Raw genomic sequence first — 20,753 nt, forward strand, 5'->3', positions numbered from 1 at the left:
ATTTTTTATTATGAGCAGAAAATACAAGTTTTACTACAGAGAAGGTTTATACTTTATAATCTTTTTTTGCTGTTCGAGATGTTAAGCGCAGCGCATCTCGAACATCACGATAAACAGGGATTTGTAATCCCAAAACACAAAAACAATGGGATTAACATATACCATAAAAAACCAAGAAGGACAATATTTTATTACCTGCACAGTGCATCAATGGATTGATGTTTTTACTAAAGAAGTATATAAAGAAATTTTATTGGACAGCATCAGGCATTGCCAAGTAAACAAAGGGCTTCAAGTGTATGGCTGGGTACTAATGACTAACCACATCCACATGATAATTAGCAGCAATAAGAATAAATTGACCGATATCATTAGAGATTTTAAAAAATACACGGCTACAAAAATCGTAGATGCAATAGCTAATAACGCTACCGAAAGTCGAAAAAATTGGCGATAATGAGATTAATTTCTGGCAAGAAGGTTATCATGGAGAAGAAATATTTACTTTAGAATTTTTTGAAACAAAATTAAATTACATGCATCAAAATCCGGTTAAAGCAGGCATAGTTGAAAAAGAAGAAGAATATTTATATAGCAGTTGTGGATATTACTATGGCATTAGAAAAGGAAAACTGGATTTGATTATGGAATACGGGATTTGATTTATTGTTTCTTTTACTTGTGATTTTTTGAAGGGAAAAATAGTAGAAAGAAGATTTATTTTTGGGATTGCAAATCCCTATTATCTGTCATTCGAGATGCGCTTCGCTTAACATCTCGAATAGCAACGTTAGTTAAAATTTGCTGGTGCGAGTTTCTAACTCGTACCTAAACTTTCAATAATGTTGACACAAGCTTGTGAGTTATATAGCGATTGAAAATAGTATAAAAGGTACGAGCTGCAGGCTAGCACCAGCCAAGAGTTTCTAACTCGTACCAAAAACAGACACTAATCTTATGCTGTTGAGAGCCTGTGACATTATCAAACTACTGAAGATTTTCATTTTTTATTTGCTGTATCATATCACGAACTTCGATAGACGTATATTTGTTCTTCTGGAAAAATTCATTCCTTATCAAAATCTTTCTCAAATCTTCCTTACACATAAAATGTATAGCCTCAAGTTCATAGTCAAAGATAAATATCCAGTCAAATCGAGTCGAAAAAAAAGCGGTACTTATGAGTATTAAGTCTAAATCGTCATTTTCAGAAGTGAGAAAATCACCTAAAACCTCGACATTTTCAAACAGGTATGGAAAGTCCGCGTCTGGGACATCTGTTATATTATTCAACAAATCTTTTGATGATTGGATAAGTTCGATGGCGACATCAACATTTAAATCTGAGAGAATTTCATTCACTTGTTCATCTTTGTCAAGTATTCGTATTTCTGTAGAATATCTTGGTAAGGTAAAAGCGAATATTTTATCTTTATCTTGAGTGATCTCCTTTAACATTGAGATTAAATCACTCATAGTTTCTTCGTTGGGATAAACTAGATAATCCAAAAAATAATTCTTGTCTAACAAATAATTAAAATCTGAATTATTTAATCTAATGTCAATTTTATTTGAAAGGGCCAAGAGCATTACCTCTGCATATGATATATCATAATCTGAGATTTTTTTAGCGCACATACTTATTCCTTCTCCAAATAACGATCTATCAACCTACCCACATCTTCAACTTCTTTATTTTCTTCTAAAATTGGTTCATCAGTTTTGTAATCAATGCGCATCCATTTTTTGTTGCGGTTGCGTAAAATTTGCATGTATTCTGCATCAAATTTAAAGATGGTAAAAGTGCCTTCCTCTTCGGGTATAATCTCGTAAACAATACCATTTACTTTTATAAAAAACGATTCATCCATAATTAAACTTTGTGTTGTAAGTTAGCTAAATCTGTTTCTTCTAATACAATTCTTTCAGAAGATTTATCTTCGCGATAGCCCCATTTAATCAATCTTATTTTACCAGCGCTAATCTCTATTCCAGTAATATCACCATCGTTAAAACAACAACAGCCCGTATTAAAATAATTTGGCTTAGTGGCAGTAAAAACTGGTATTTCAGCGCCCATTATTTTTTCCTTTTTTAATTGCGCTAACAACTTTTCTTCTTCAACTGTATCATTTGCTTTTTGGGCAGCATCAAGTTTGATGTAAATTCTCTCTAAATGGGTTAACGAATTAAAGACAGGTTGATGTGTATGCCCTGTGATTAAAACCGATTGCTGTGTTGCAGCCCACTCATACATCAATTGGTTGTGTACAGACTTAAGTTGGTGGCTAAATGCTGGTGTGTTGGGATTGATGCGTAAATAAGCTTGCAATGGCGCCCATACACGAGATACAAACCATTTGCTAAACCAATTTCCATCGCTGGCAAAATCCCCTTGGTGACCATGAGTTAGAAAAATAGACAAAGGCTGACTGGCAATTGTGGTATTTAATATTAATCCCTCAAAAACTTTTAGCTTCTCCCCATAAATTTTTTCTAAATGATAAGCTGCTAACGGATCATTATCCCAATACAAATCATGGTTACCAAAAATTTTAACAAATGCTTTTCGTTTCAAAAATTCGGTTTCAAGAAGAAAGGAACCTGCATTATGCTTTTTTACTTCGTCTAAAGTATTTTCCCACAGCTCTTCACTATCACCTAAGCTAATAAAAATGAATTGCTCTTGGTTATAATAGCTTAATGCAGCTTGGTAATTATTTGCCGCATAACCAAAATCATCTGCAAAATTTCTTGCTCCTTTGTGTTGGTCAGAAAAGATGATGAAACGATCTGCAACGTTAAAATCAATCATCAATCCCCGCTTACCTGGATTTTTTTGAATTTGATTAAATAGTTTTGATAAAGCATCATGTACCCTTTTCTTTTTGGGGTGAGATGAGTACTTATTCGCCATTCTAATTACAAAACCACTTAATAATTTCTGTAAAAGTTTACGCATTAAATTGAGAATAAGTGGTTTTAACAAAAACTATTCTTCATCATCCTCATCTATTGGAGGATTTTCATGGTATTCGGTAATTAATTTTCCAATTTGGTTAATTTCTTCATCAAAATCAAACTTCAGAATACCAGTTACGCTATCTAATTTTAACCATTGTTCGGCGTTGTCTTTTTGTATGTGAGCATATTCTTTTCCTTCTTTAAAAACAACATAAGTATCATTTCCTTCCGGAAAAATAGCATAATTTATAGCTCCAATTTCTATATCAAATGGTAGTTGCATAGTTCTATTTATTACTCTTTTAAATTTTTGAGTTTTTGTATAAATGTTAAAAATTCTTTGCTTGCATAATTTGCTGCACCCACACCGTTCATTGCAATTCTGCCTTTTTTATCGAAAACAACTGTTGTAGGCAATGAACCAGAAAATATATCTTTTGGAACATCGCTCGCAAAAGTATATACCTTAAACTTATAATTTTTTCGATTTAAATAGTTTTGAGCTTTTTGAAAATCACTATCAGCATCAATCATTAAAAAAACAACTTCTGCATCGTTTTTATATTGCTCATAAAACTTATTTATAGATGGCATTTCTGCTAGGCACGGCGGACACCAGGTTGCCCAAAAATTTAGGAAAATAATTTTACCTTTTAAATCTGCAAGGCTTAGCACATTACCTTTAGCATCTTTAAATTTAATGGCTGATAAATCTGAGTTAACTGGCTTATTTTTTTCGCTTACATTAGGCTTAAATAGACCAATCTCCATTAAACCTTCAATCAGCTTTGCTTTTGCTGCCGGCACAAATAAAATAACCAACAAAAAAGCCGCAAATACGAAAGTTCCAATATGTTTTTTCCAATCTCTTTTCATCCAAATTAATCTCCTTTTACAAAGATAACCAATCGAACATCAGAAATTTAGTTTAAAAGTCAAACTTTAACTTTACGCCAGTACCTATAAGTCTTAAATTTTCAGTTTTCACTTCCCGCATTGGTAGTTTTAAAAATGGCTCAACGGCAAAAGAGTTCTTTTTAGAGATTTTCTTTCTATAACCGAAAGAAAGGTTATAAAATCCTAGATAGGAATAATTTTGAGCTTCGGTTACCTCTTGATTTTCTGTTACTCGTTGTGTTACCAATACGCTACTAAACGAATTGGCACTAGATAATCCTGCAGATTGTGGTTGCACAATTTTTGCTTCTAAAAAAGTATTGTCGCGTTTTTGATTAATTACAGCAAACGCTGATACACCAAAGTTCGCATATAAACTTTTGCTCAAGTTGTACTTAATTTCCAATGGGATATCAATTCCCGTTACTCTTTCCTCTACAGATTCTAAACTTTTTGTACTGCTACTTTTAGCGATAGCCGAAACGCTTGCCACATTAGATTGTGTAATATTTACTACACCTTTTGATGCAGCCATTTGATTGTAAGCAAAGCCAGAATTTAAGGCAAATTTATCAGATAGTTTATAATCAAAACTTACGCCATAACCCATATTTAAGCGTTTAACATTGCCAAAAGATGGAGCTACAACTAAACCAACGGTAAAACGATCCTTATTTTTATTCTCTTTTTCATCCGCTTTTTTCGTGTTACCATTTTTAGTTTCGTTAGCTAAAAAATCAATTATGTTTGGTTTGGGATCTTCAACTTTAGCAACAACTATCGTCTCTTCGCTTGGTTTAGAGATTACATTTTCCGCCTTTTTTTCAACAGGATTTTGTACCTCAACAATCTCAGTTTTGTTTGTTATGGTAGTTGGATTTTGTAAGGGCAAATTAGTAGCCACAGCCGTTTCATTAACACTTAAAATAGTTTGGTTTTGTGTATTTGTTATTGATGTGCTTTTGGATGAAACATTCAAATCTTCACCATCTAAAGATTCATCTGCAATTACCTCGCCTTCGTATTCATTAGCTTTATTGCCAACAAATGGTTTCTGCTCAATCTTTATTATATTTTCTTGAGGATTTTGCTCGGCCTTTGGTTGCTCAGTTTTTATGTTTGTTTTTGCTGTATCTAATGCCTTAGGTTTTTTGTTAACGGTAAAAAATGTGATTAGCCCAATAATTAAAATTGCGGCAGCACCTTGTAAAAAAGGCAGCAAAAATGGTCTGCGCTTTTTTACTGGCGCATTAAATCTCTCCCAAGCTCCTAATTGATATGATTCCTCATGCTCAACAAGGCTTTCTCTAATATGAGCGATGAGCTCTTTTTCGAGTGGCGTTTTATGTTCAGTTGGTTTCATAATTACTAATTAGTGTTTTAGCATACAATTCTCTTAGTTTTTGTTTGGCTCTTACCAAATAAACCCTACTTGAGCTTTCTGGTATTTGTATGAGTTTGCTAATTTCTTGATGAGAAAAACCTTCAATTTCATAAAGGTTAAAGATGAGCCGGTGTAGTTCGGGCAAACCATCTAATAATTTTAAAATGTCTTTAACATTTAAATCGGTAATTACGTTGATGTGTGTAATGGGTTTATTTTGTTCATCAACATCATCAATTGATAAAAAACTACGTCGGGTTCTTAAAAAATCTATTGCAGTTCGAGATGCTATTTTAGCGCTCCAAGCTTTAAACGATCTCTCAATCGTAGTGATTTCTTTTGGCGGAATAAATTGATGAATGGATTTAAAGATTTTAATAAACGTATCATTAACGAGTTCTTCGGCCTCAGTTTTGTTTTTAGTGTATCGTAAAATAACGGCAATAAGGTATCCGTAAAATGATTTGTACACCATTTCCTTACTCTTATTGTCATTTTTAGCGCATCCACTAATTACATCCTCAAACTTGAGCATTTGATCTCCTACCGTTAAGGACTATAAACATTTATCATTTATAAAATTTAGATTTTTAAAAAATAGCCATCAACCTTATGCCGATGGCTACGGCTTTACTATTTGTGTGTAAAAATAGCTGCGCCAAATTTCAATTCATCAGCATTTGCCTTTAATCCTTTAGCATAAATTGTATAGATTTTTCCATTTTCAATTTTAACACCAGAAATTGTTGCTTCTACAGCTCCTGTTGCTTTGTTTTTGATGTTAAATGTTACGCCTTCTGCAGCATCAACAGGTAAAAAAACGCTAAATTCTTTAAATGCTTTATTGTCTACCAAATCAGTAGCAACGCCATTAACAGCTAGGTTTAATGCCCCACCATCCGGACTTAAATTTACAAAACGAATTTTTGCTTTCCCTGCTGCTGGTGTTGCCAAATCATCTCTAAGTGTTAAAAGATCAATTGCATCAAACTTATCAACCACAAAAACTGTATAGCCAGAATCTGGCACTAATTTCACAACATCAGAAGTTAATCTGGTAGTTAAACCTTTTTTAGTTACTGTAATTGTTCTATCACCAGAATATGCTCTTAAGTAATCCATCTTGTTGCCAAAAACAAAATCATCTATACTTGCTCTGGTATTGTCTATATAAACATCAAGTTTCTCAGTTGTTGGTGATGCTTGTACCAAACTTAAACCAGAAATTGATATTGGAGTATTTACAACATCATCTTTCATACAAGACGATAAACCTAAGGTAATTGCGAGAGCGGTTAATAGAGTTTTAGTTTTTAAAGAAATTTTCATGATTAAATTTTAAATTAAAAAATGTTAACGGCCATTAACTTGTTTAATAGAGAACGATAAAGCATTAGCAAACGCTACAAAAATTTAACTTTATTTTTAAATGCTTGATTTAAAATTCATTAATCAGCATCTACATAAAAGTTTTTACCGCCAAATTTTGATAAATTATAGCTTAACCCAAAAGTAAAAACCCGTGTAACTTGGTTCATTCTACTATCTATGATTGAGTTACCGGATACATAACGCGATAAATTATTACCTTGATTAAGCAGATCATTTGCATTTACCGTAATACTTAAAGCTTGATTTTTGAAGAAACCTTTACTCAGGTTAGCATTAATTATAAATGGATCGGTGTTTTGTAAAGCATAGCCATTATTTATCCTTTTAGATGTGTTTACACCAATTCGGTAACTTTTTTTGACGGTAGCACGAGCAGAAAGTGATAGATTTACACTTTCTACATCACCAAAATTATTATTGCCTAAATCGCCATTATTTGCTGTATAATTGTAATTGATATTACTAGAAACATTAAGGTTTTTTAACCTAATCGAAGCATTAACATCAGCACGGTAATTATGGGTACTAAAGAAATTAACTCCAGTAATTTGTCCTAAGCCGAGCATTTGAGCATCACTAATTAAATTTTGGTTAAAGGCATTGCTATTTGAGCTATAAGTGTAAGCGGTTGTGCTATTGATGGTGATTTTTTTAAACACAATTGTTGTGTTAATCTGCTGAGTAAAATTTATTCCTTCATTAAAATCTTTAACATTGTTGATGAATACAGCTCGGTTAGAAAAGCCAAAAGATCCCGAATAAGAAATAGAATATTTATTCTTCTTAATAGGGATATTTAAGGTGTAATTACTTCTTAAATTATAATTACCATTCGTATTCTCAAATCTGGTTTCCTGCTTTAAACTATTTAAAGTATCCGGTATCAAAATTACGTTATTGATAATTTCATTTTGGGTAGCACTAAAACTTAAGCCAGATTGAACAGAAATACCAGTTTTGGTATTCACATAATTATAGCTTGATGATATATTATGAGCAAATGCAGGTTTTAAATTTGGGTTACCTACAATAATATTTTGCAAATTTTGTGCATTTCTAATTGGCTGAAGTTGGTACAACGACGGATTAATATTACTGCCGCTATAATTAACAGCAATCGTTTTTCCTTTACTTATTGTTCTGCTAAAATTAATATTTGGCGAGTAGTTAAAAGTATTGTTGTCTATAACTTGATTTAAATTGATGTAATTATTGCGCAGCAAGGTTGGCCTTAAATTTAACCCCAAATTGTATCTCATTTTTTTGTTGCTAAAATTATAATTTACACCGGCCGATTGATTTATTGTTGTACTCAAGTAATGTGTACTTAAAGAATCAACAAAACTAGGGGTGTTGTTTAAATTATCAAAAACGGTGGTTGCTACTCTACTTTCACTTTGCCCAACCGATATATTGTAGTTTACGTTAAAACTTTGGTGAGCTAAAGTATCTTTAAGTTTTTTAAGCCCCAAACTGTAATTAAAGCCAGCATTAACATTATAATTACTGTTTTCGGTTTGTAAGTTTCTGTTAAGCAGCGAATCTTTCTCTACTACTTGTGTGGCTTTGTTGTAATAAAGTGTATTGGTAATAATGTTTTGGTTGGCGTTATTTGCAGATGAAGAAAAGCCAAAATTTGCAGAAAAACTATTTCTTTTGTTTTTTAGAACCTTGGATAGGTTAAAGTTGGCGTTTACTCTTGGTGCCGTACTTTTGGTATCGTTTATATTTCTTAAATCTTGCCTAATAATACCCGTTTGATTGCTAAAAGAGGAGTTAATATTTCCTCTATCACTATAACCGGCACTAATATTTCCGCTTAAAAAAACCTTTTTGTTGTTAAAATTGATGTTGCTACTTAAGCTATGGTTATTACTTTTACTATTACCATTGCTCAACATGTTATTATAAAAAGTACCTAAAGGGTTTAAAGTTTCAATAGCTTGCTCACTACTAAAAGCATTATTATTAACCATATATCCATAATTTCCGCCAATTCTTAAATCCTTACCTATTTTTTGAGAATGACTTACCATTACCGCCGCATTTTGTGCTTTACCTGCGCCATTATTTGATGTGCCATAGTTTACATTTCCGCTGCTTTGTTTGCTGTCATTCCAAAAATTGATATTGGCGTTGCTCCCAACTTGATCATTTGTACCACCGCTTAAACCAGCGTTGCCAAACTTTCCTTTGTTCATGCCCGGTTTGGTTACAATGTTTAGCATTTTAGCAGGCTCACCAACTTTTATTCCCGTAAAATTTGCTTCATCGCCAAAATCATCAATAATTTGTATTTTAGATACAATACCTGCTGGCAACCTGCCAATAAAATCTTTTACATTATTGGTAAAAAAATCTTGTCCGTTTATACGCAACTTCACCATTTCCTTGCCCATGGTTTTAACATTATACTCATCGTCAATTTCCAAACCTGGAAACTGTTTCATTAAATCGGCCACATTATCGCCTTCTAAAACTTGGTAAGCAGCTGCATTATACTCAACCGTATCTTGCATGATCCGTATGGGGTTGGGTTTGGTTTTTATCACCACTTCTTTAAGCATATTAGCGGCAAACCTTAGCCTAATATCATTTATGTTTAGCTGCTTTTCTTTATCAAATGTGTATGTTTTGCTAAATTCTATGTATCCTGTTATACTTACTTTTAACAAGAACTGTTCTACTTTGATTTTCGTAAAGCTGAATTCGCCATCAGCATTTGTACTAGCCTGTAAGGTATCTTTGCCAGCAATAAGTTTAATATTTACATCGCTAATTGCAACATTACTGGTATCGGTTACTTTGCCGACTACCCTTTTATTGCCTTGGGCGAGCACAGTAAATGAGTTGCACAAAAACAAAAAGACAAGCAAATATGAGTAGCGATTTTTCAAGATATAGGGATTATCTTTTACAAACTTAATTTTTAGTTTTCAGCTATTTATGTTTTTTACAAAATTTAACTAAAACTTTAAGTATGATTGGATATTGAAGGATTTTCCATATAGATTATGAATTTTCTTGAAAAGCAAATATCAAAAGGATGATTATTGTTCGTCGGGCTATACGTTACTTAACTAACGCAGGCAGGCAATCTTTTTTACTTCGACAAGCTCAGCATTGACAAAAGTATTTTCATTTCTATCCCGCCTGCCTGCCGGACAGGTTTAATAAATGCAGTTTTATGCTGCTATGAGGGGTTGTAAACTGCCCAAAGAACCAGCAACTTTGTAATATAAACCTGATTGAAGTGGATGCCGATTTTTCATCGGCAGGAGCGAAAAGCAGGGCTTAATTAGCCAAGAATTGCTAACATTGTTTTACTGAAAAATCTCTTCAACCTACAACAGCATTACGATTGCCAGTCAAGCTGGCAATGAGGCAAAAGTAGTTCAAAGCCCAAAAAACTATCCTCTCCTCAACTCTATAACTGTAATTTCTGGCCAAATCCCTATCCTGCCAGAAAAGCCAATAAAACCGAAACCTCGATTTACGTTTAATACTTTTTCATTGATCCGTTTAATTCCTGCCCAATGTTTATAACGTAGTTTAACAGGGCTCCATTTAATACCAAAAAGCTCTATACCGAACTGCATACCATGAGTGTGGCCGGCCAATGTTAAATGAATATGCGAAGAATTATTTTTTACCTGAGCCTCCCAATGTGAAGGGTCATGAGATAGCAGGATTTTGAAATCGTTAATTTGGGTGCCGAGTAATGCCTTTTGCAAATCGCCTCTTTCACCAAAGCCTACACCCCAGTTTTCTACTCCAGCCAAAATAATTTTTTCGCCATTTTTGTGGAGTTCAACATGTTCATCGAGCAATAACTTAAAGCCTAACTCTGCATGATATTTTTTAAGCTGTTGTAGGTTTCCCCTTTTCACCAAATCATTTTCCCACTTTACATAATCGCCATAATCATGATTTCCTAAAATAGAAAACTGACCATATTTCGCTTTGATTTGAGAGAAATGACCGATATAAGGTTTAATTTCTTCTGCTTTGTTATTCACCAAATCGCCAGTAAAAACGAACAAATCAGACTCTTGTTTATTGATTAAATCTATACCTTTTTGCACTGCTTTTGGGTTGGTAAAACTACCTGCATGTACATCAGAAATTTGGGTAATGGTGAAACCATCAAACGCTTTTGGCAAATCTTTAAACGCTAAAGTATGTTTAATTACCCTGTAAGCATACTTTCCTTTTAAAATGCCATAAATAAATAAAAATATAGAAACGAAAAACAAGACTACACCAAGTTCTATTAAAAAAGCATGTCGGCCAGAAACCGCGAAACTGCCTTTAAAGATGAGATTGACAAACCCAGCTATTAGCCTAAAAACATCTGCCAGCAATAAGTTGATGGCAAAAATTAATTCACTAACAAACAAGGTTAAAAACGCATGGGTAGCTATTTTAAAAAAATTGCCCATGCCTCTGCTCTGTATGCCTTGCAAAGCATATAAAACTGAAAATGCACCAGTGACATTGATAAACCAAAATATTGCTGCAACATAATTTTGCGGTGCAATTACTTGTAAGCCACTCAAAATATACCAATTCATTAAAAAAAAGAATAGGCAAAAAATGGCGATAGGTAATAGTGGTAATCTTCTCATTTCGTCTTAAAAATAATTAACCACATAGGCACATAGAAATATAGCCCTTGTTGTAAAAACTATATCTCCTATGTATCTATGTGGTTAGAAATATCCTCCTCAAGCCCTTTTTGGAGCCTACTCCGATTTTATATCGGAGGATTTAGGGGATCTATATCAATTCTACACTTCTGCTTACAAAAGCAGTTAACTCTGCTCCTGTTAACATGCCTTGAGATAGTAAAGCTAAATCAACTGCTTGCTTTGCAAATTTGCTTTGATCTTCGTCGCTTTCTGAAGCTAAAATTTTGCTCACCAATTTGTGATTGCCATTGATAGCCACTTTGTAACTATCTGGCATGCTGCCATAAAAACTCATACCACCACCCATTTTAGCCATGTCTTTCATGCGTCGCATAAATTCATCCATGGTAATAGTTACTGGAGCATCATCCGGACTTAAGCCTACAACTTCTACAGTGTAACCTGGTTTAGTAATTGCTTTTTCGAAAATCTCTTTCACTTTTGTAGATTGATCTTCGCTTAAAACAGATTCTAAAACCTCATCTTTTTCAATCAATTGGTTAGTTACACTAGCATCAACACGTTTTAATTGTGTTTTCTCTAATTTTTGCTCTAAGCTGCTCACAAAGTGATTGTCAATTGGTGTATTCATTACCAATACATCATATCCTTTTTTCTCTGCAGATTGGATAAAACCATCCTGCTTATCAGGATCTGTGGTATATAAATAAACTACGTTCCCGTTTTTATCGGTTTGTGCTGGAGTTACTTTTTCTTTATATTCTTCGAAAGTGAAGTTCTCACCTTTGGTATTGGTTAGTAATGCGAAATCTTTTCCTTTATCGTAGAATTTCTCTTCGCTAATCATTCCATATTTAACGAATAAGCCAATGTTGCTCCATTTTTCTTCGTAAGCTTTACGGTCTTTGTTAAATAACTCTGCTAATTTATCTGCTACTTTTTTAGTGATATAGCTATTGATTTTTTTAACATTGCTATCAGCCTGCAAGAAACTTCTAGATACGTTTAATGGAATATCTGGTGAATCAATTACACCATGTAACAACATCAAAAATTCTGGAACGATGTCTTTTACTTCATCAGTAATAAATACTTGGCGACTAAACAATTTGATTTTGTTGCGTTGCATATCAAAATCATCTTTCACTTTAGGGAAGTATAAAACTCCTGTTAAGTTAAAAGGATAATCAACGTTTAGGTGAATCCAAAACAAAGGATCTTCTGAGAAAGGATACAGTTGTTTGTAGAAATCTAAATAATCAGCATCTGACAAATCTGCAGGCGCTTTGGTCCAAATCGGATTAGTTGTGTTAACGATATTATCAACCTCAACTGATTTATATTTTGGTTTTTCTTCCTCATCTACACCATCTTCTTCTTGGGTAGTTTTAGTACCAAATTTAATTGGAACAGGTAAAAACTTAGCGTATTTATCTAAAATTTCTTGCAGTTTACCTTCACTTAAAAACTCTTCAGATTCTGCGTTAACATGTAAAATAATACTTGTACCACGAGTAGTTCTGCTACCTTCGCTAATTTCGAAAGACGTAGAACCATCACAAGTCCATTTTGCTGGCTCAGCGCCATCCTGATAAGATAAAGTTTGAATTTCTACTAAATCTGCAACCATAAAAGCCGAGTAGAAACCTAAACCAAATTTACCGATGATTTCGTTGGCATCTTTAGCATCTTTAAACTTCTCTACAAACTCGCTAGCGCCAGAGAAAGCAACCTGATTGATGTATTTTTTAATTTCTTCGGCAGTCATACCTAATCCATTATCGCTAATGGTAATGGTTTTCGCTGCTGTGTCTAAACTTACCTCAACCAATGGTTCTCCAAGCTCACCATTGTACTGACCAAGTGCTGCTAAACGTTTTATTTTTTGAACCGCATCAACTGCGTTAGAAACTAATTCCCTTAAAAAGATTTCATTATCCGAATACAGGAATTTCTTGATGATTGGGAAAATGTTTTCAGTGTGTATGGAAATACTTCCTTTTTCTGTTGTCATAATTAATGTATAATTTTTTGATTATACTTTAGGTTATCAATGCTTGTTCCAAAAGATTTTATAAGTCAAAATGACAGGGTCGATGGGATTATTTGTAGTTACCTCATTCCCTTGAAAACGGGATCTTAATACGATAAAAATTAATCTTTACAAATCTACTAAAGCAACGATGCCCATTCGACTAGTCCCGACTTCTTCAGGAAGCTGAGTATGCCGAAAGTTTAAACAAATCCTTACCTTTGCCAACTAATGGAATATAACGTTCATACCCTAAGCAATGGCATTAGACTTTTACATGTGCCTTTTTCATCGCCTATTTCACATGCTTGCATTATTATTAATAGCGGTAGCCGCGATGAAGGAGAGCAGCAAATGGGTTTGGCTCATTTTATTGAACACTTGATTTTTAAACGCACAGAAAAGCGAAATACCAATCAGATTTTAAATAGGCTAGAAAGTGTTGGAGCCGATTTAAATGCTTATACAACCAAAGAATACACTTGCATTCACGCTTCTTTTTTAAACCCTTATTTAGATAGAACATTAGAACTTTTTAATGATATAGTTTTCCATTCGGTTTTCCCGGAAGATGAAATGGAGAAAGAGAAAAGTGTGATTTTGGATGAAATTACCTCTTATTTAGATCAACCCGAAGAAGCGATAAACGATGATTTTGAAGATCAACTGTTTGCAGGACATCCCTTTGGGAGAAATATTTTAGGCACGCCAAAAACGGTAAATGCTTTAACCAGAACTGATATTTTAGATTTTATTGCCGCTAATTACAAAACCGATGAAATTGTTGTTGCCGTAATTGGAAACTACAGTTTAAACAAATTTGTAAATATTGGCGCCAAACATTTTGAGCCCGTAACTGCTAATTTATCGCCCAAACTACGGATTGCGCCAAAGCCCAATATTGCCCAAAACGTGGTTGTTGATAAGCAAATTTCGCAAGCGCATGTAATGATGGGCACACAAGCTTATTCGCTACACCATCCGTACAAAGCCGGTTTATTATTACTTAATAATATGTTAGGTGGCACAGGAATGAGTTCCATCTTAAATCTACAAATTAGAGAAAAATACGGTATTGCTTATACCATTGAATCAAATTATAGCCCGCTGAGTGATACGGGTATTTTTGCTTTGTATTTTGGCACTGATCAAGAAAAATTGGATAAGGCATTTAGTTTAATCAGTAAAGAGTTTAAAAAGATAAAGGCAAATCCATTAACAGAAATTCAGCTTCAAAAAGCTAAAAATAAGTTTATTGGGCAAATTGCTTTGGGCGAAGAAAATAGAATGGGCCTAATTATTTCGATGGCCAAAAGCTTAATAGATTACAATAAAATTGATGATTTAGAAACTGTTTTTAATAAAATTAGAGCAGTTACGGTAAGTGATATGGCGAATATTGCCAATGAGATTTTAGATGAAGACAAATTGAGTTCATTAACTTTTTATCCTACTGGAGATTAAAAAGCCCACCATCCACAATTACAGGTAAATTTTATATGCGCTCACGCCTAAGCACCACTGGCTTTGTAATATAAACCTTATTGAAGCGGATCCCGATTTTTCTTCGGGAGAAACGAAAAGAAGGGCTGTTTTAGCCAATAATTACCTACACTGTTTTTCACCAAAATAAGCAAAACTAATCACAAAAGCTGTCGTTTGCATGTTGTTAACCCAATTCTAGTTTCCTTTTAAGCCAATAATTCGTACTTTTGCTAATTGAAAAGAAATAAATTCTGATGAAATTACCAATAGTAGCTTACGGAGATCCAGTTTTAAAGAAGGTTTGTGTTGATATTGATGAAAGCTATCCTGATTTACAAGAGCTGATCAAAAACATGTTTGATACCATGTACCATGCCAGTGGTGTGGGTTTAGCTGCTCCGCAAGTTGGTTTGCCTATTCGTTTATTTATTGTTGATACTAAGGGCGATGAGGACGAAGAAGCTTACGTTAAGGTTTTTATTAACGCTCAAATTTTAGAAGAAACAGGCGAGCCTTGGGCCTTTAACGAAGGTTGCTTGAGTATACCGGAGGTGCGTGAAGATGTAATGCGTAAACCAAACATTCTAATTAGCTATTACGATGAAAATTGGGTAAAACATGAAGAAAAAGTTGATGGTTTTCCTGCACGTGTAATTCAGCACGAATACGATCACATAGAGGGCAAACTATTTACTGACAAGTTAAGTTTATTACGCAGACAGTTGTTGAAAAGCAAATTAGAGAACATTTCTAAAGGGAATGTTAGAACGGATTATAAAATGCGTTTTCCTAGACAAAGCAAGAAAAGATAAAATAATTTAAGGTTTTAGACATACGATTTACGATTGATCGTAATGTGCCTATCTTTCCTCAGCACGGCTTTTATCGCCGTTAGAAATCATTTGTATTAATTTACCCCAAGCAAAAGGGTTTAAGAATGGATTAGTTTGACGCATGTTTACATTCATCATTCTATCAAAATTATAGCGGTAATTGCTATTGCTAATTTCTTGCCCATCTCTTGGTACAGTTAGCATTGCCCCTCTAAGTGCTTTTGGTGATAAGTTTTTCTTGGCAATTGCCATGTCATCATCGGCCACTTTCATTGTTAAAAAATCTTTAGTAAATTCTTCAACAGTTGCCCAAGGGTACACACGCACTGTTTGTAAATACACAATTTCTGATTTTAGCCTAACCATTGCGGTATATTTATGCTCAGCTATTTCTGTAGGTAAAACCAACGTTTTACTGGTAAAGCCAACAGCAGAGTAAACAATGGTATCACCAGGGTTAGCTATAAACGAATAATACCCCTGATAGTTTGCTGCGTATTTTTGGTTCTTATTACTCAAATTAGTGATGGTTACATAAGGCACAACAATATTACTATCCGCATCGGTAATTATACCCGAAAGCTGCACCAATTTGTTGCTTTTGCCTTCGCTTTGCGCAAAAACACCTGTAACAAAAAAGATTAATAATATGGTTAAACAATATTTCATCACACAAAAATACTTTTAATAGATATTGTGGCTAGTTAAAATGTGTTAAAAGACTTAAACTTGCTCCGCTAAATCTACTGCAACTACGCCTTTAACTTCGGGCACAGCTTTCATTATGGCTTGTTCAATGCCTGCTTTCATTGTCATAAAACTCATTTTACAACTGCTGCAGTTACCCAATAACCTTAATTTTACAACATAATCTGGTGTTATTTCTTCTATCGCAACATTTCCACCGTCAGCAATTAAATAAGGCCTAATTGTTTCTAATGCCTGCTCCACTTGTTCCGTTAAACTCATCTTATATTTTTTAAAGTATAAAAATAGTAATTTTTTAGCAATTAGCTGTCTGTACGTTATTTATGGAAATTTGTTGTGCCATTTTACCTGCTATATCCTTAAACGCTTCAACCAGCACACTTGTTTTATCTAATGAGATTGGCTCTCCACTATCTCCTGCAGTTGTAATGCTTTGTACCAAAGGTATTTCTCCCAAAAACGGTACATTATATTTGGCTGCCAACTCCTTCCCGCCATCCTTTCCAAAAATATAATATTTATTTTCAGGCAGCTCTGCCGGGGTAAAGTAGCTCATGTTTTCTACTACACCTAACACCGGAATATTGATGCTTGACATTTGAAACATCGCCAAACCTTTTCTTGTATCAGCCAAAGCAACTTGTTGTGGCGTAGTAACAATTACTGCCCCTGCAATTGGAAAACTTTGTGTAATGGTAATATGAATATCGCCAGTTCCAGGAGGAAGATCTACAAAAAGATAATCTAGCTCGCCCCAATCCGCATCATTAAATAACTGTTTGATGGCATTTGAAGCCATTGGCCCACGCCAAGGCACAGGTTGATCTGGATCTGCAAAAAAGCCTAATGACAATAACTTAATGCCATACTTTTCAATAGGCAAAATTAAAGTTTTTCCTTCCTCAGTTTCTCTTGCACTAGGTTTTGCACCAACTAAGCCAAACATAATTGGCACCGATGGTCCGTAAATATCAGCGTCTATTAAGCCAACTTTTGCCCCTTGTGCAGCAAGTGTTACTGCTAAATTACTAGCCACTGTAGATTTACCTACGCCACCTTTACCCGAAGAAACCAATATGATATTTTTAATGGCTTTTAATTGCGTTGTATCAAGTGGCTTTGTTACTCTCGAAGTGATATTGATGTTTACCTCAGCATCTGCAGCAACAAAATGTTTAACCGCATTTGTACAAGCATTCTTAAGCATTTCCTTCATTGGGCATGCTGGTGTTGTTAATTCTAAAGTAAAGGCAACATTATTATCTTCAATTTTAACATCTTTTATCATGTTAAGTGTTACCAAATCTTTTTTCAAATCGGGGTCTTCAACATTACGCAAAGCGGATAAAACTTGTTCTGTAGTAATCATATGTTTCAAAATTAACAAAACATAGCCACAAAAAATTTGCTATCCCTATTTTTGTTGTAATTTTAACGCGAACGAGACAAACTGTGACAGATGAAAAACAATTACTACTTTCACACGAACTGAGATGAGGCCTATCATTATTTTTATTCCTCATCGAACTCCGTGTGACAGATGAAAAACAATTACTACTTTCACACGAAATAAACATTTACGCTAAGCGTTTGTTAAACAATAATTTCTAACTTGATTTATGCAGCTACCGAAAATAAAAATCCCTAAAAAATATGTAAAGATTGGCGCTTGGGTTTTAGGTGTTTTTTTAGTGCTTTTGCTGTCTGTTGGCACTTACGCTTACAGTAAACGAGATGCTTTATTGAAAAAAATGGTAGCTAAAGCCATCTCAAAGGCAGATAAAGATTACGGATTAAAAGTAAAAATAGGTTCATTCGGCTTTAATGGTTTAAGCTCCGTAAACATGCAAAATGTTTCTGTTGTTCCTAAAGATAGAGACACGCTATCTACAATTGATGATATTACTGTAGGTGTTAAGCTTTTCCCATTACTTTTTGGCAATGTAAAACTATCAGAAATTAATCTCGATAAAGGCTCATTCAATGTGGTTTTAAAAGACACTCTTACCAATTTAGATTTCATCCTTAAAAGAAAAAAGAAAGATAGCGCAACTACAAAAGGTAAGGTAAACTTAGCCGATTTAGCACATGATTTGTTAAATGAAATGCTTTACAAAGTACCTGATGACATGCAGATTAAGGATTTTGTAATAAAATTAAACGATAATGATACTGCCTCGCTAAAGTTTTATACCCAAACCGCTACAATAGATGGCGGCGATCTAAAATCAACCATAATAGTTAATGATACCGCTGCAACTTGGCATATTAATGGCGAGGTAAATCCGGGAGGTAAAAACTTTGATGTAATGTTGTATGCCGATAATAACAAAAAAGTAGAATTGCCGTATTTAGAACGCAAATTGAGCACAAAAGTTAGTTTTGATACGGTTAGAACTAAAATGGAAGATGCTGATTATAGCGGTGATGATTTTAAAATTTCTGGCTCTTGGTCTATCAAAAATTTGGTGGTAAACCAAAAGAGAATTTCTAATGCCGATGTTATTGTACCTGATGCAAAAGTAGATGCTGTTATGTTAATTGGCGAGAATTTTATTGCGTTAGATAGTGCTTCAACAGTGTTTTTAAATAAAGCTACTGTGCATCCATATTTAAAATATACTTTATCTCCTAACAAAATTTACGAAATGAAAATTAATGCTGAGGAGCAGGATGCACAAGCAATTTTCGATTCCTTTCCGGTTGGGCTTTTCGAATCTTTAGAGGGCATAAAAGTGCAGGGGAAACTGAAATATAATTTAAATTTTCATTTAGATACCTCCGTACCTGATAGCGTTAAATTTGAATCTACTCTTACACCAACTGATTTTAAAATTGTAAAATGGGGCAAAACAGATTTGCAAAAAATAAATTCGGATTTTGTTTACACGCCTTATGAGTACGGCAAGCCGATGAGAAATATCACCATTGGTCCTTCCAACCCAAACTTCACGCGACTAGAAAATATTTCTCCAAATTTCAAAAATGCACTTCTAACATCCGAAGATCCTTCTTTTTTTAGACACAATGGTTTTGTTGAAGAATCTATCAGAAAATCTATTGCCGTTAATTTTAAAGAGAAAAAGTTTAAACGCGGAGGAAGTACCATTTCTATGCAATTGGTAAAAAACGTGTTCTTAAGTCGCCAGAAAACATTAGCACGAAAAGCGGAAGAAATTTTAATTGTTTGGCTTATCGAAAATAACAAGTTAATTAGCAAACAGCGTATGCTGGAGGTTTATTTTAACATTATAGAGATGGGCCCAAATGTTTATGGCATTGGAGAGGCTGCCCGTCATTATTTTGGCAAAATGCCAGCAGATTTAACACTTGGCGAAGGTTTATTCTTAGCCAACATTGTTCCTAAACCAAAAGTTGCCATGTTCAAATTTATGAGTGATGGTAGTTTAAAGCCTTATCTTTTGCCATGGTTTAGGTACATTGGCAATACCATGGCACGTAGAGGTTTAACACCATCAGATTCTAGTGGTTATGGCTATTACAATGTTAGATTAAGAGAAGGTTTACGCCAATATTTATTACCAGATTCTGTTGTTATCGATACCAACAGTTTAGATATGGATGATGACGAAACCATGCCTCCTGGCGGAATGCAAGATCAATCTAAAGGCTTGTTTGATCGTTTATTTGGTGGAGCAAAAAAAGACACCGTAATAAAAACTCCCGTAAAACCCGATAGCGCCAAAACAAAAAAAGAATTAAGACAAGAAAGAAGAGAAGAGCGAAGAAGAGAGCGAGAAGGTGGTGGCGATTAAAACTCCTTAAATGAACAATATAGAAATACACAATAAAGGTTTCGAGATATTTTTAGAGAACGAAACCATTAGCAAAAGAACCCGATTAATTGGCATTCAGCTTAATGTTGATTACGAAGAAAAGTGCCCTATTTTTATTGGCGTGCTTAACGGCAGCTTTTTGTTTATGGCAGATTTGCTAAAAGAAATTGATATTGCCTGCGAAGTTGGTTTTATTAAAGTAGCCTCTTACCATGGCACCGAGAGCAGCGGACAAATCAAAGAAGCCTTCGGTTTGCCAGAAGATTTAGAAGGAAGAGATGTAATTATTGTAGAAGATATAGTTGATACTGGTCTAACTCTTAAATATATTTTAGAAAAAGTAAACGTACAAAAACCCGCTTCAGTTAGGGTTTGTAGCCTGCTTTTTAAACCTGCTGCGCTTTTACAGCCAATAGAAGAATTAACTTATGTTGGTTTTGAAATACCCAACGAATTTGTTGTTGGTTACGGCTTAGATTACTATGGCTTAGGGAGAAATCTAAAAGATATTTACCGAGCTGTATAATAATATAGTCATCAAATGATTATTAGCTTAATCCATATAATCATCCGATGACTAATCGAATTCTAATTTATTTTTACGATTTT

The 20,753-nt window shown here is 34.1% G+C and carries 19 protein-coding genes; 5 read left to right on the forward strand and 14 right to left on the reverse strand.

The window, feature by feature from the left end; genetic code table 11:
• The first annotated feature begins 145 nt into the window (after positions 1-145).
• Positions 146-457, forward strand: a complete 312-nt coding sequence (locus AC07XU_RS04720) for a transposase (protein WP_494942466.1) — start codon at positions 146-148, stop codon at positions 455-457.
• A 530-nt stretch (positions 458-987) separates the two neighbouring features.
• Here AC07XU_RS04720 and AC07XU_RS04725 read toward each other — a convergent pair.
• The 11 genes from AC07XU_RS04725 to htpG all read right to left on the reverse strand — a co-directional run bounded on the left by AC07XU_RS04725 (position 988) and on the right by htpG (position 13,303).
• The gene (locus AC07XU_RS04725; RefSeq protein WP_494942467.1) at positions 988-1,638 is read right to left on the reverse strand and encodes a hypothetical protein; all 651 of its coding nucleotides are present in this window, start codon (positions 1,636-1,638) and stop codon (positions 988-990) included.
• A 2-nt stretch (positions 1,639-1,640) separates the two neighbouring features.
• A complete protein-coding gene (locus AC07XU_RS04730; protein WP_494942468.1) occupies positions 1,641-1,871 on the reverse strand; it encodes a hypothetical protein in 231 nt (76 codons plus the stop codon).
• A gap of 2 nt (positions 1,872-1,873) precedes the next feature.
• On the reverse strand, positions 1,874-2,962 hold the full coding sequence (locus tag AC07XU_RS04735) for a metallophosphoesterase (protein ID WP_494942469.1): 1,089 nt from the start codon (positions 2,960-2,962) through the stop codon (positions 1,874-1,876).
• 30 nt (positions 2,963-2,992) lie between these two features.
• Entirely contained in the window at positions 2,993-3,247 is a 255-nt protein-coding gene (locus AC07XU_RS04740; protein ID WP_494942470.1) for a hypothetical protein, read from the reverse strand.
• Positions 3,248-3,258: 11 nt separating this feature from the next.
• Positions 3,259-3,840, reverse strand: coding sequence for a TlpA family protein disulfide reductase (locus AC07XU_RS04745; RefSeq protein ID WP_494942471.1), 582 nt, complete (start codon positions 3,838-3,840; stop codon positions 3,259-3,261).
• Between the two features lie 52 nt (positions 3,841-3,892).
• A complete protein-coding gene (locus AC07XU_RS04750) occupies positions 3,893-5,224 on the reverse strand; it encodes a porin family protein (RefSeq protein ID WP_494942472.1) in 1,332 nt (443 codons plus the stop codon).
• On the reverse strand, positions 5,211-5,780 hold the full coding sequence (locus tag AC07XU_RS04755) for an RNA polymerase sigma factor (RefSeq protein ID WP_494942473.1): 570 nt from the start codon (positions 5,778-5,780) through the stop codon (positions 5,211-5,213). Before AC07XU_RS04755 ends, AC07XU_RS04750 begins: the two co-directional genes overlap by 14 nt.
• Positions 5,781-5,878: 98 nt before the next feature.
• A complete protein-coding gene (locus AC07XU_RS04760; protein WP_494942474.1) occupies positions 5,879-6,574 on the reverse strand; it encodes a DUF4397 domain-containing protein in 696 nt (231 codons plus the stop codon).
• 119 nt (positions 6,575-6,693) lie between these two features.
• Positions 6,694-9,477 (reverse strand): outer membrane beta-barrel protein, encoded by a 2,784-nt coding sequence (locus tag AC07XU_RS04765; protein WP_494942475.1) that lies wholly within the window; start codon positions 9,475-9,477, stop codon positions 6,694-6,696.
• Positions 9,478-10,047: 570 nt separating this feature from the next.
• Positions 10,048-11,265 carry a metallophosphoesterase gene (locus AC07XU_RS04770; protein ID WP_494942476.1) on the reverse strand — a complete coding sequence of 406 codons (1,218 nt, stop codon included), beginning with the start codon at positions 11,263-11,265 and terminating at the stop codon, positions 10,048-10,050.
• Between the two features lie 151 nt (positions 11,266-11,416).
• On the reverse strand, positions 11,417-13,303 hold the full coding sequence (gene htpG, locus AC07XU_RS04775) for a molecular chaperone HtpG (RefSeq protein WP_494942477.1): 1,887 nt from the start codon (positions 13,301-13,303) through the stop codon (positions 11,417-11,419).
• A 249-nt stretch (positions 13,304-13,552) separates the two neighbouring features.
• Here htpG and AC07XU_RS04780 point away from each other — a divergent pair, with 249 nt between their 5' ends.
• Together AC07XU_RS04780 and def are read left to right on the forward strand one after the other, a co-directional pair.
• Positions 13,553-14,785, forward strand: a complete 1,233-nt coding sequence (locus tag AC07XU_RS04780; protein WP_494942478.1) for a M16 family metallopeptidase — start codon at positions 13,553-13,555, stop codon at positions 14,783-14,785.
• Positions 14,786-15,060: 275 nt separating this feature from the next.
• Positions 15,061-15,618, forward strand: coding sequence for a peptide deformylase (gene def, locus AC07XU_RS04785; RefSeq protein ID WP_494942479.1), 558 nt, complete (start codon positions 15,061-15,063; stop codon positions 15,616-15,618).
• Positions 15,619-15,666: 48 nt separating this feature from the next.
• On the opposite strand, the gene AC07XU_RS04790 is transcribed toward def, so the two are convergent.
• The 3 genes from AC07XU_RS04790 to AC07XU_RS04800 are packed head-to-tail and all read right to left on the reverse strand — an operon-like array spanning position 15,667 to position 17,716.
• Complete coding sequence (locus AC07XU_RS04790) at positions 15,667-16,308, reverse strand: peptidase associated/transthyretin-like domain-containing protein (RefSeq protein ID WP_494942480.1); 642 nt, start codon at positions 16,306-16,308, stop codon at positions 15,667-15,669.
• A 54-nt stretch (positions 16,309-16,362) separates the two neighbouring features.
• Entirely contained in the window at positions 16,363-16,608 is a 246-nt protein-coding gene (locus AC07XU_RS04795; protein ID WP_494942481.1) for a NifU family protein, read from the reverse strand.
• A gap of 34 nt (positions 16,609-16,642) precedes the next feature.
• Positions 16,643-17,716, reverse strand: coding sequence for an Mrp/NBP35 family ATP-binding protein (locus AC07XU_RS04800; protein WP_494942482.1), 1,074 nt, complete (start codon positions 17,714-17,716; stop codon positions 16,643-16,645).
• A gap of 250 nt (positions 17,717-17,966) precedes the next feature.
• Here AC07XU_RS04800 and AC07XU_RS04805 point away from each other — a divergent pair, with 250 nt between their 5' ends.
• Both AC07XU_RS04805 and hpt read left to right on the forward strand, forming a co-directional pair.
• Positions 17,967-20,123, forward strand: coding sequence for a biosynthetic peptidoglycan transglycosylase (locus tag AC07XU_RS04805; protein WP_494942483.1), 2,157 nt, complete (start codon positions 17,967-17,969; stop codon positions 20,121-20,123).
• A gap of 10 nt (positions 20,124-20,133) precedes the next feature.
• Positions 20,134-20,670 (forward strand): hypoxanthine phosphoribosyltransferase, encoded by a 537-nt coding sequence (hpt, locus tag AC07XU_RS04810; RefSeq protein WP_494942484.1) that lies wholly within the window; start codon positions 20,134-20,136, stop codon positions 20,668-20,670.
• Positions 20,671-20,753 lie beyond the last annotated feature (83 nt).

The organism is Pedobacter sp. GW456-11-11-14-TSB4 (assembly GCF_059424425.1).

Excerpts from the sequence above, each read along its gene's own strand:
- AC07XU_RS04720 (WP_494942466.1), top strand. The coding sequence starts at position 146 with ATGGGATTAACATATACCATAAAAAACCAAGAAGGACAATATTTTATT.
- AC07XU_RS04725 (WP_494942467.1), bottom strand. The coding sequence starts at position 1,638 with ATGTGCGCTAAAAAAATCTCAGATTATGATATATCATATGCAGAGGTA.
- AC07XU_RS04730 (WP_494942468.1), bottom strand. The coding sequence starts at position 1,871 with ATGGATGAATCGTTTTTTATAAAAGTAAATGGTATTGTTTACGAGATT.
- AC07XU_RS04735 (WP_494942469.1), bottom strand. The coding sequence starts at position 2,962 with ATGCGTAAACTTTTACAGAAATTATTAAGTGGTTTTGTAATTAGAATG.
- AC07XU_RS04740 (WP_494942470.1), bottom strand. The coding sequence starts at position 3,247 with ATGCAACTACCATTTGATATAGAAATTGGAGCTATAAATTATGCTATT.
- AC07XU_RS04745 (WP_494942471.1), bottom strand. The coding sequence starts at position 3,840 with ATGAAAAGAGATTGGAAAAAACATATTGGAACTTTCGTATTTGCGGCT.
- AC07XU_RS04750 (WP_494942472.1), bottom strand. The coding sequence starts at position 5,224 with ATGAAACCAACTGAACATAAAACGCCACTCGAAAAAGAGCTCATCGCT.
- AC07XU_RS04755 (WP_494942473.1), bottom strand. The coding sequence starts at position 5,780 with ATGCTCAAGTTTGAGGATGTAATTAGTGGATGCGCTAAAAATGACAAT.
- AC07XU_RS04760 (WP_494942474.1), bottom strand. The coding sequence starts at position 6,574 with ATGAAAATTTCTTTAAAAACTAAAACTCTATTAACCGCTCTCGCAATT.
- AC07XU_RS04770 (WP_494942476.1), bottom strand. The coding sequence starts at position 11,265 with ATGAGAAGATTACCACTATTACCTATCGCCATTTTTTGCCTATTCTTT.
- htpG (WP_494942477.1), bottom strand. The coding sequence starts at position 13,303 with ATGACAACAGAAAAAGGAAGTATTTCCATACACACTGAAAACATTTTC.
- AC07XU_RS04780 (WP_494942478.1), top strand. The coding sequence starts at position 13,553 with ATGGAATATAACGTTCATACCCTAAGCAATGGCATTAGACTTTTACAT.
- def (WP_494942479.1), top strand. The coding sequence starts at position 15,061 with ATGAAATTACCAATAGTAGCTTACGGAGATCCAGTTTTAAAGAAGGTT.
- AC07XU_RS04790 (WP_494942480.1), bottom strand. The coding sequence starts at position 16,308 with ATGAAATATTGTTTAACCATATTATTAATCTTTTTTGTTACAGGTGTT.
- AC07XU_RS04795 (WP_494942481.1), bottom strand. The coding sequence starts at position 16,608 with ATGAGTTTAACGGAACAAGTGGAGCAGGCATTAGAAACAATTAGGCCT.
- AC07XU_RS04800 (WP_494942482.1), bottom strand. The coding sequence starts at position 17,716 with ATGATTACTACAGAACAAGTTTTATCCGCTTTGCGTAATGTTGAAGAC.
- AC07XU_RS04805 (WP_494942483.1), top strand. The coding sequence starts at position 17,967 with ATGCAGCTACCGAAAATAAAAATCCCTAAAAAATATGTAAAGATTGGC.
- hpt (WP_494942484.1), top strand. The coding sequence starts at position 20,134 with ATGAACAATATAGAAATACACAATAAAGGTTTCGAGATATTTTTAGAG.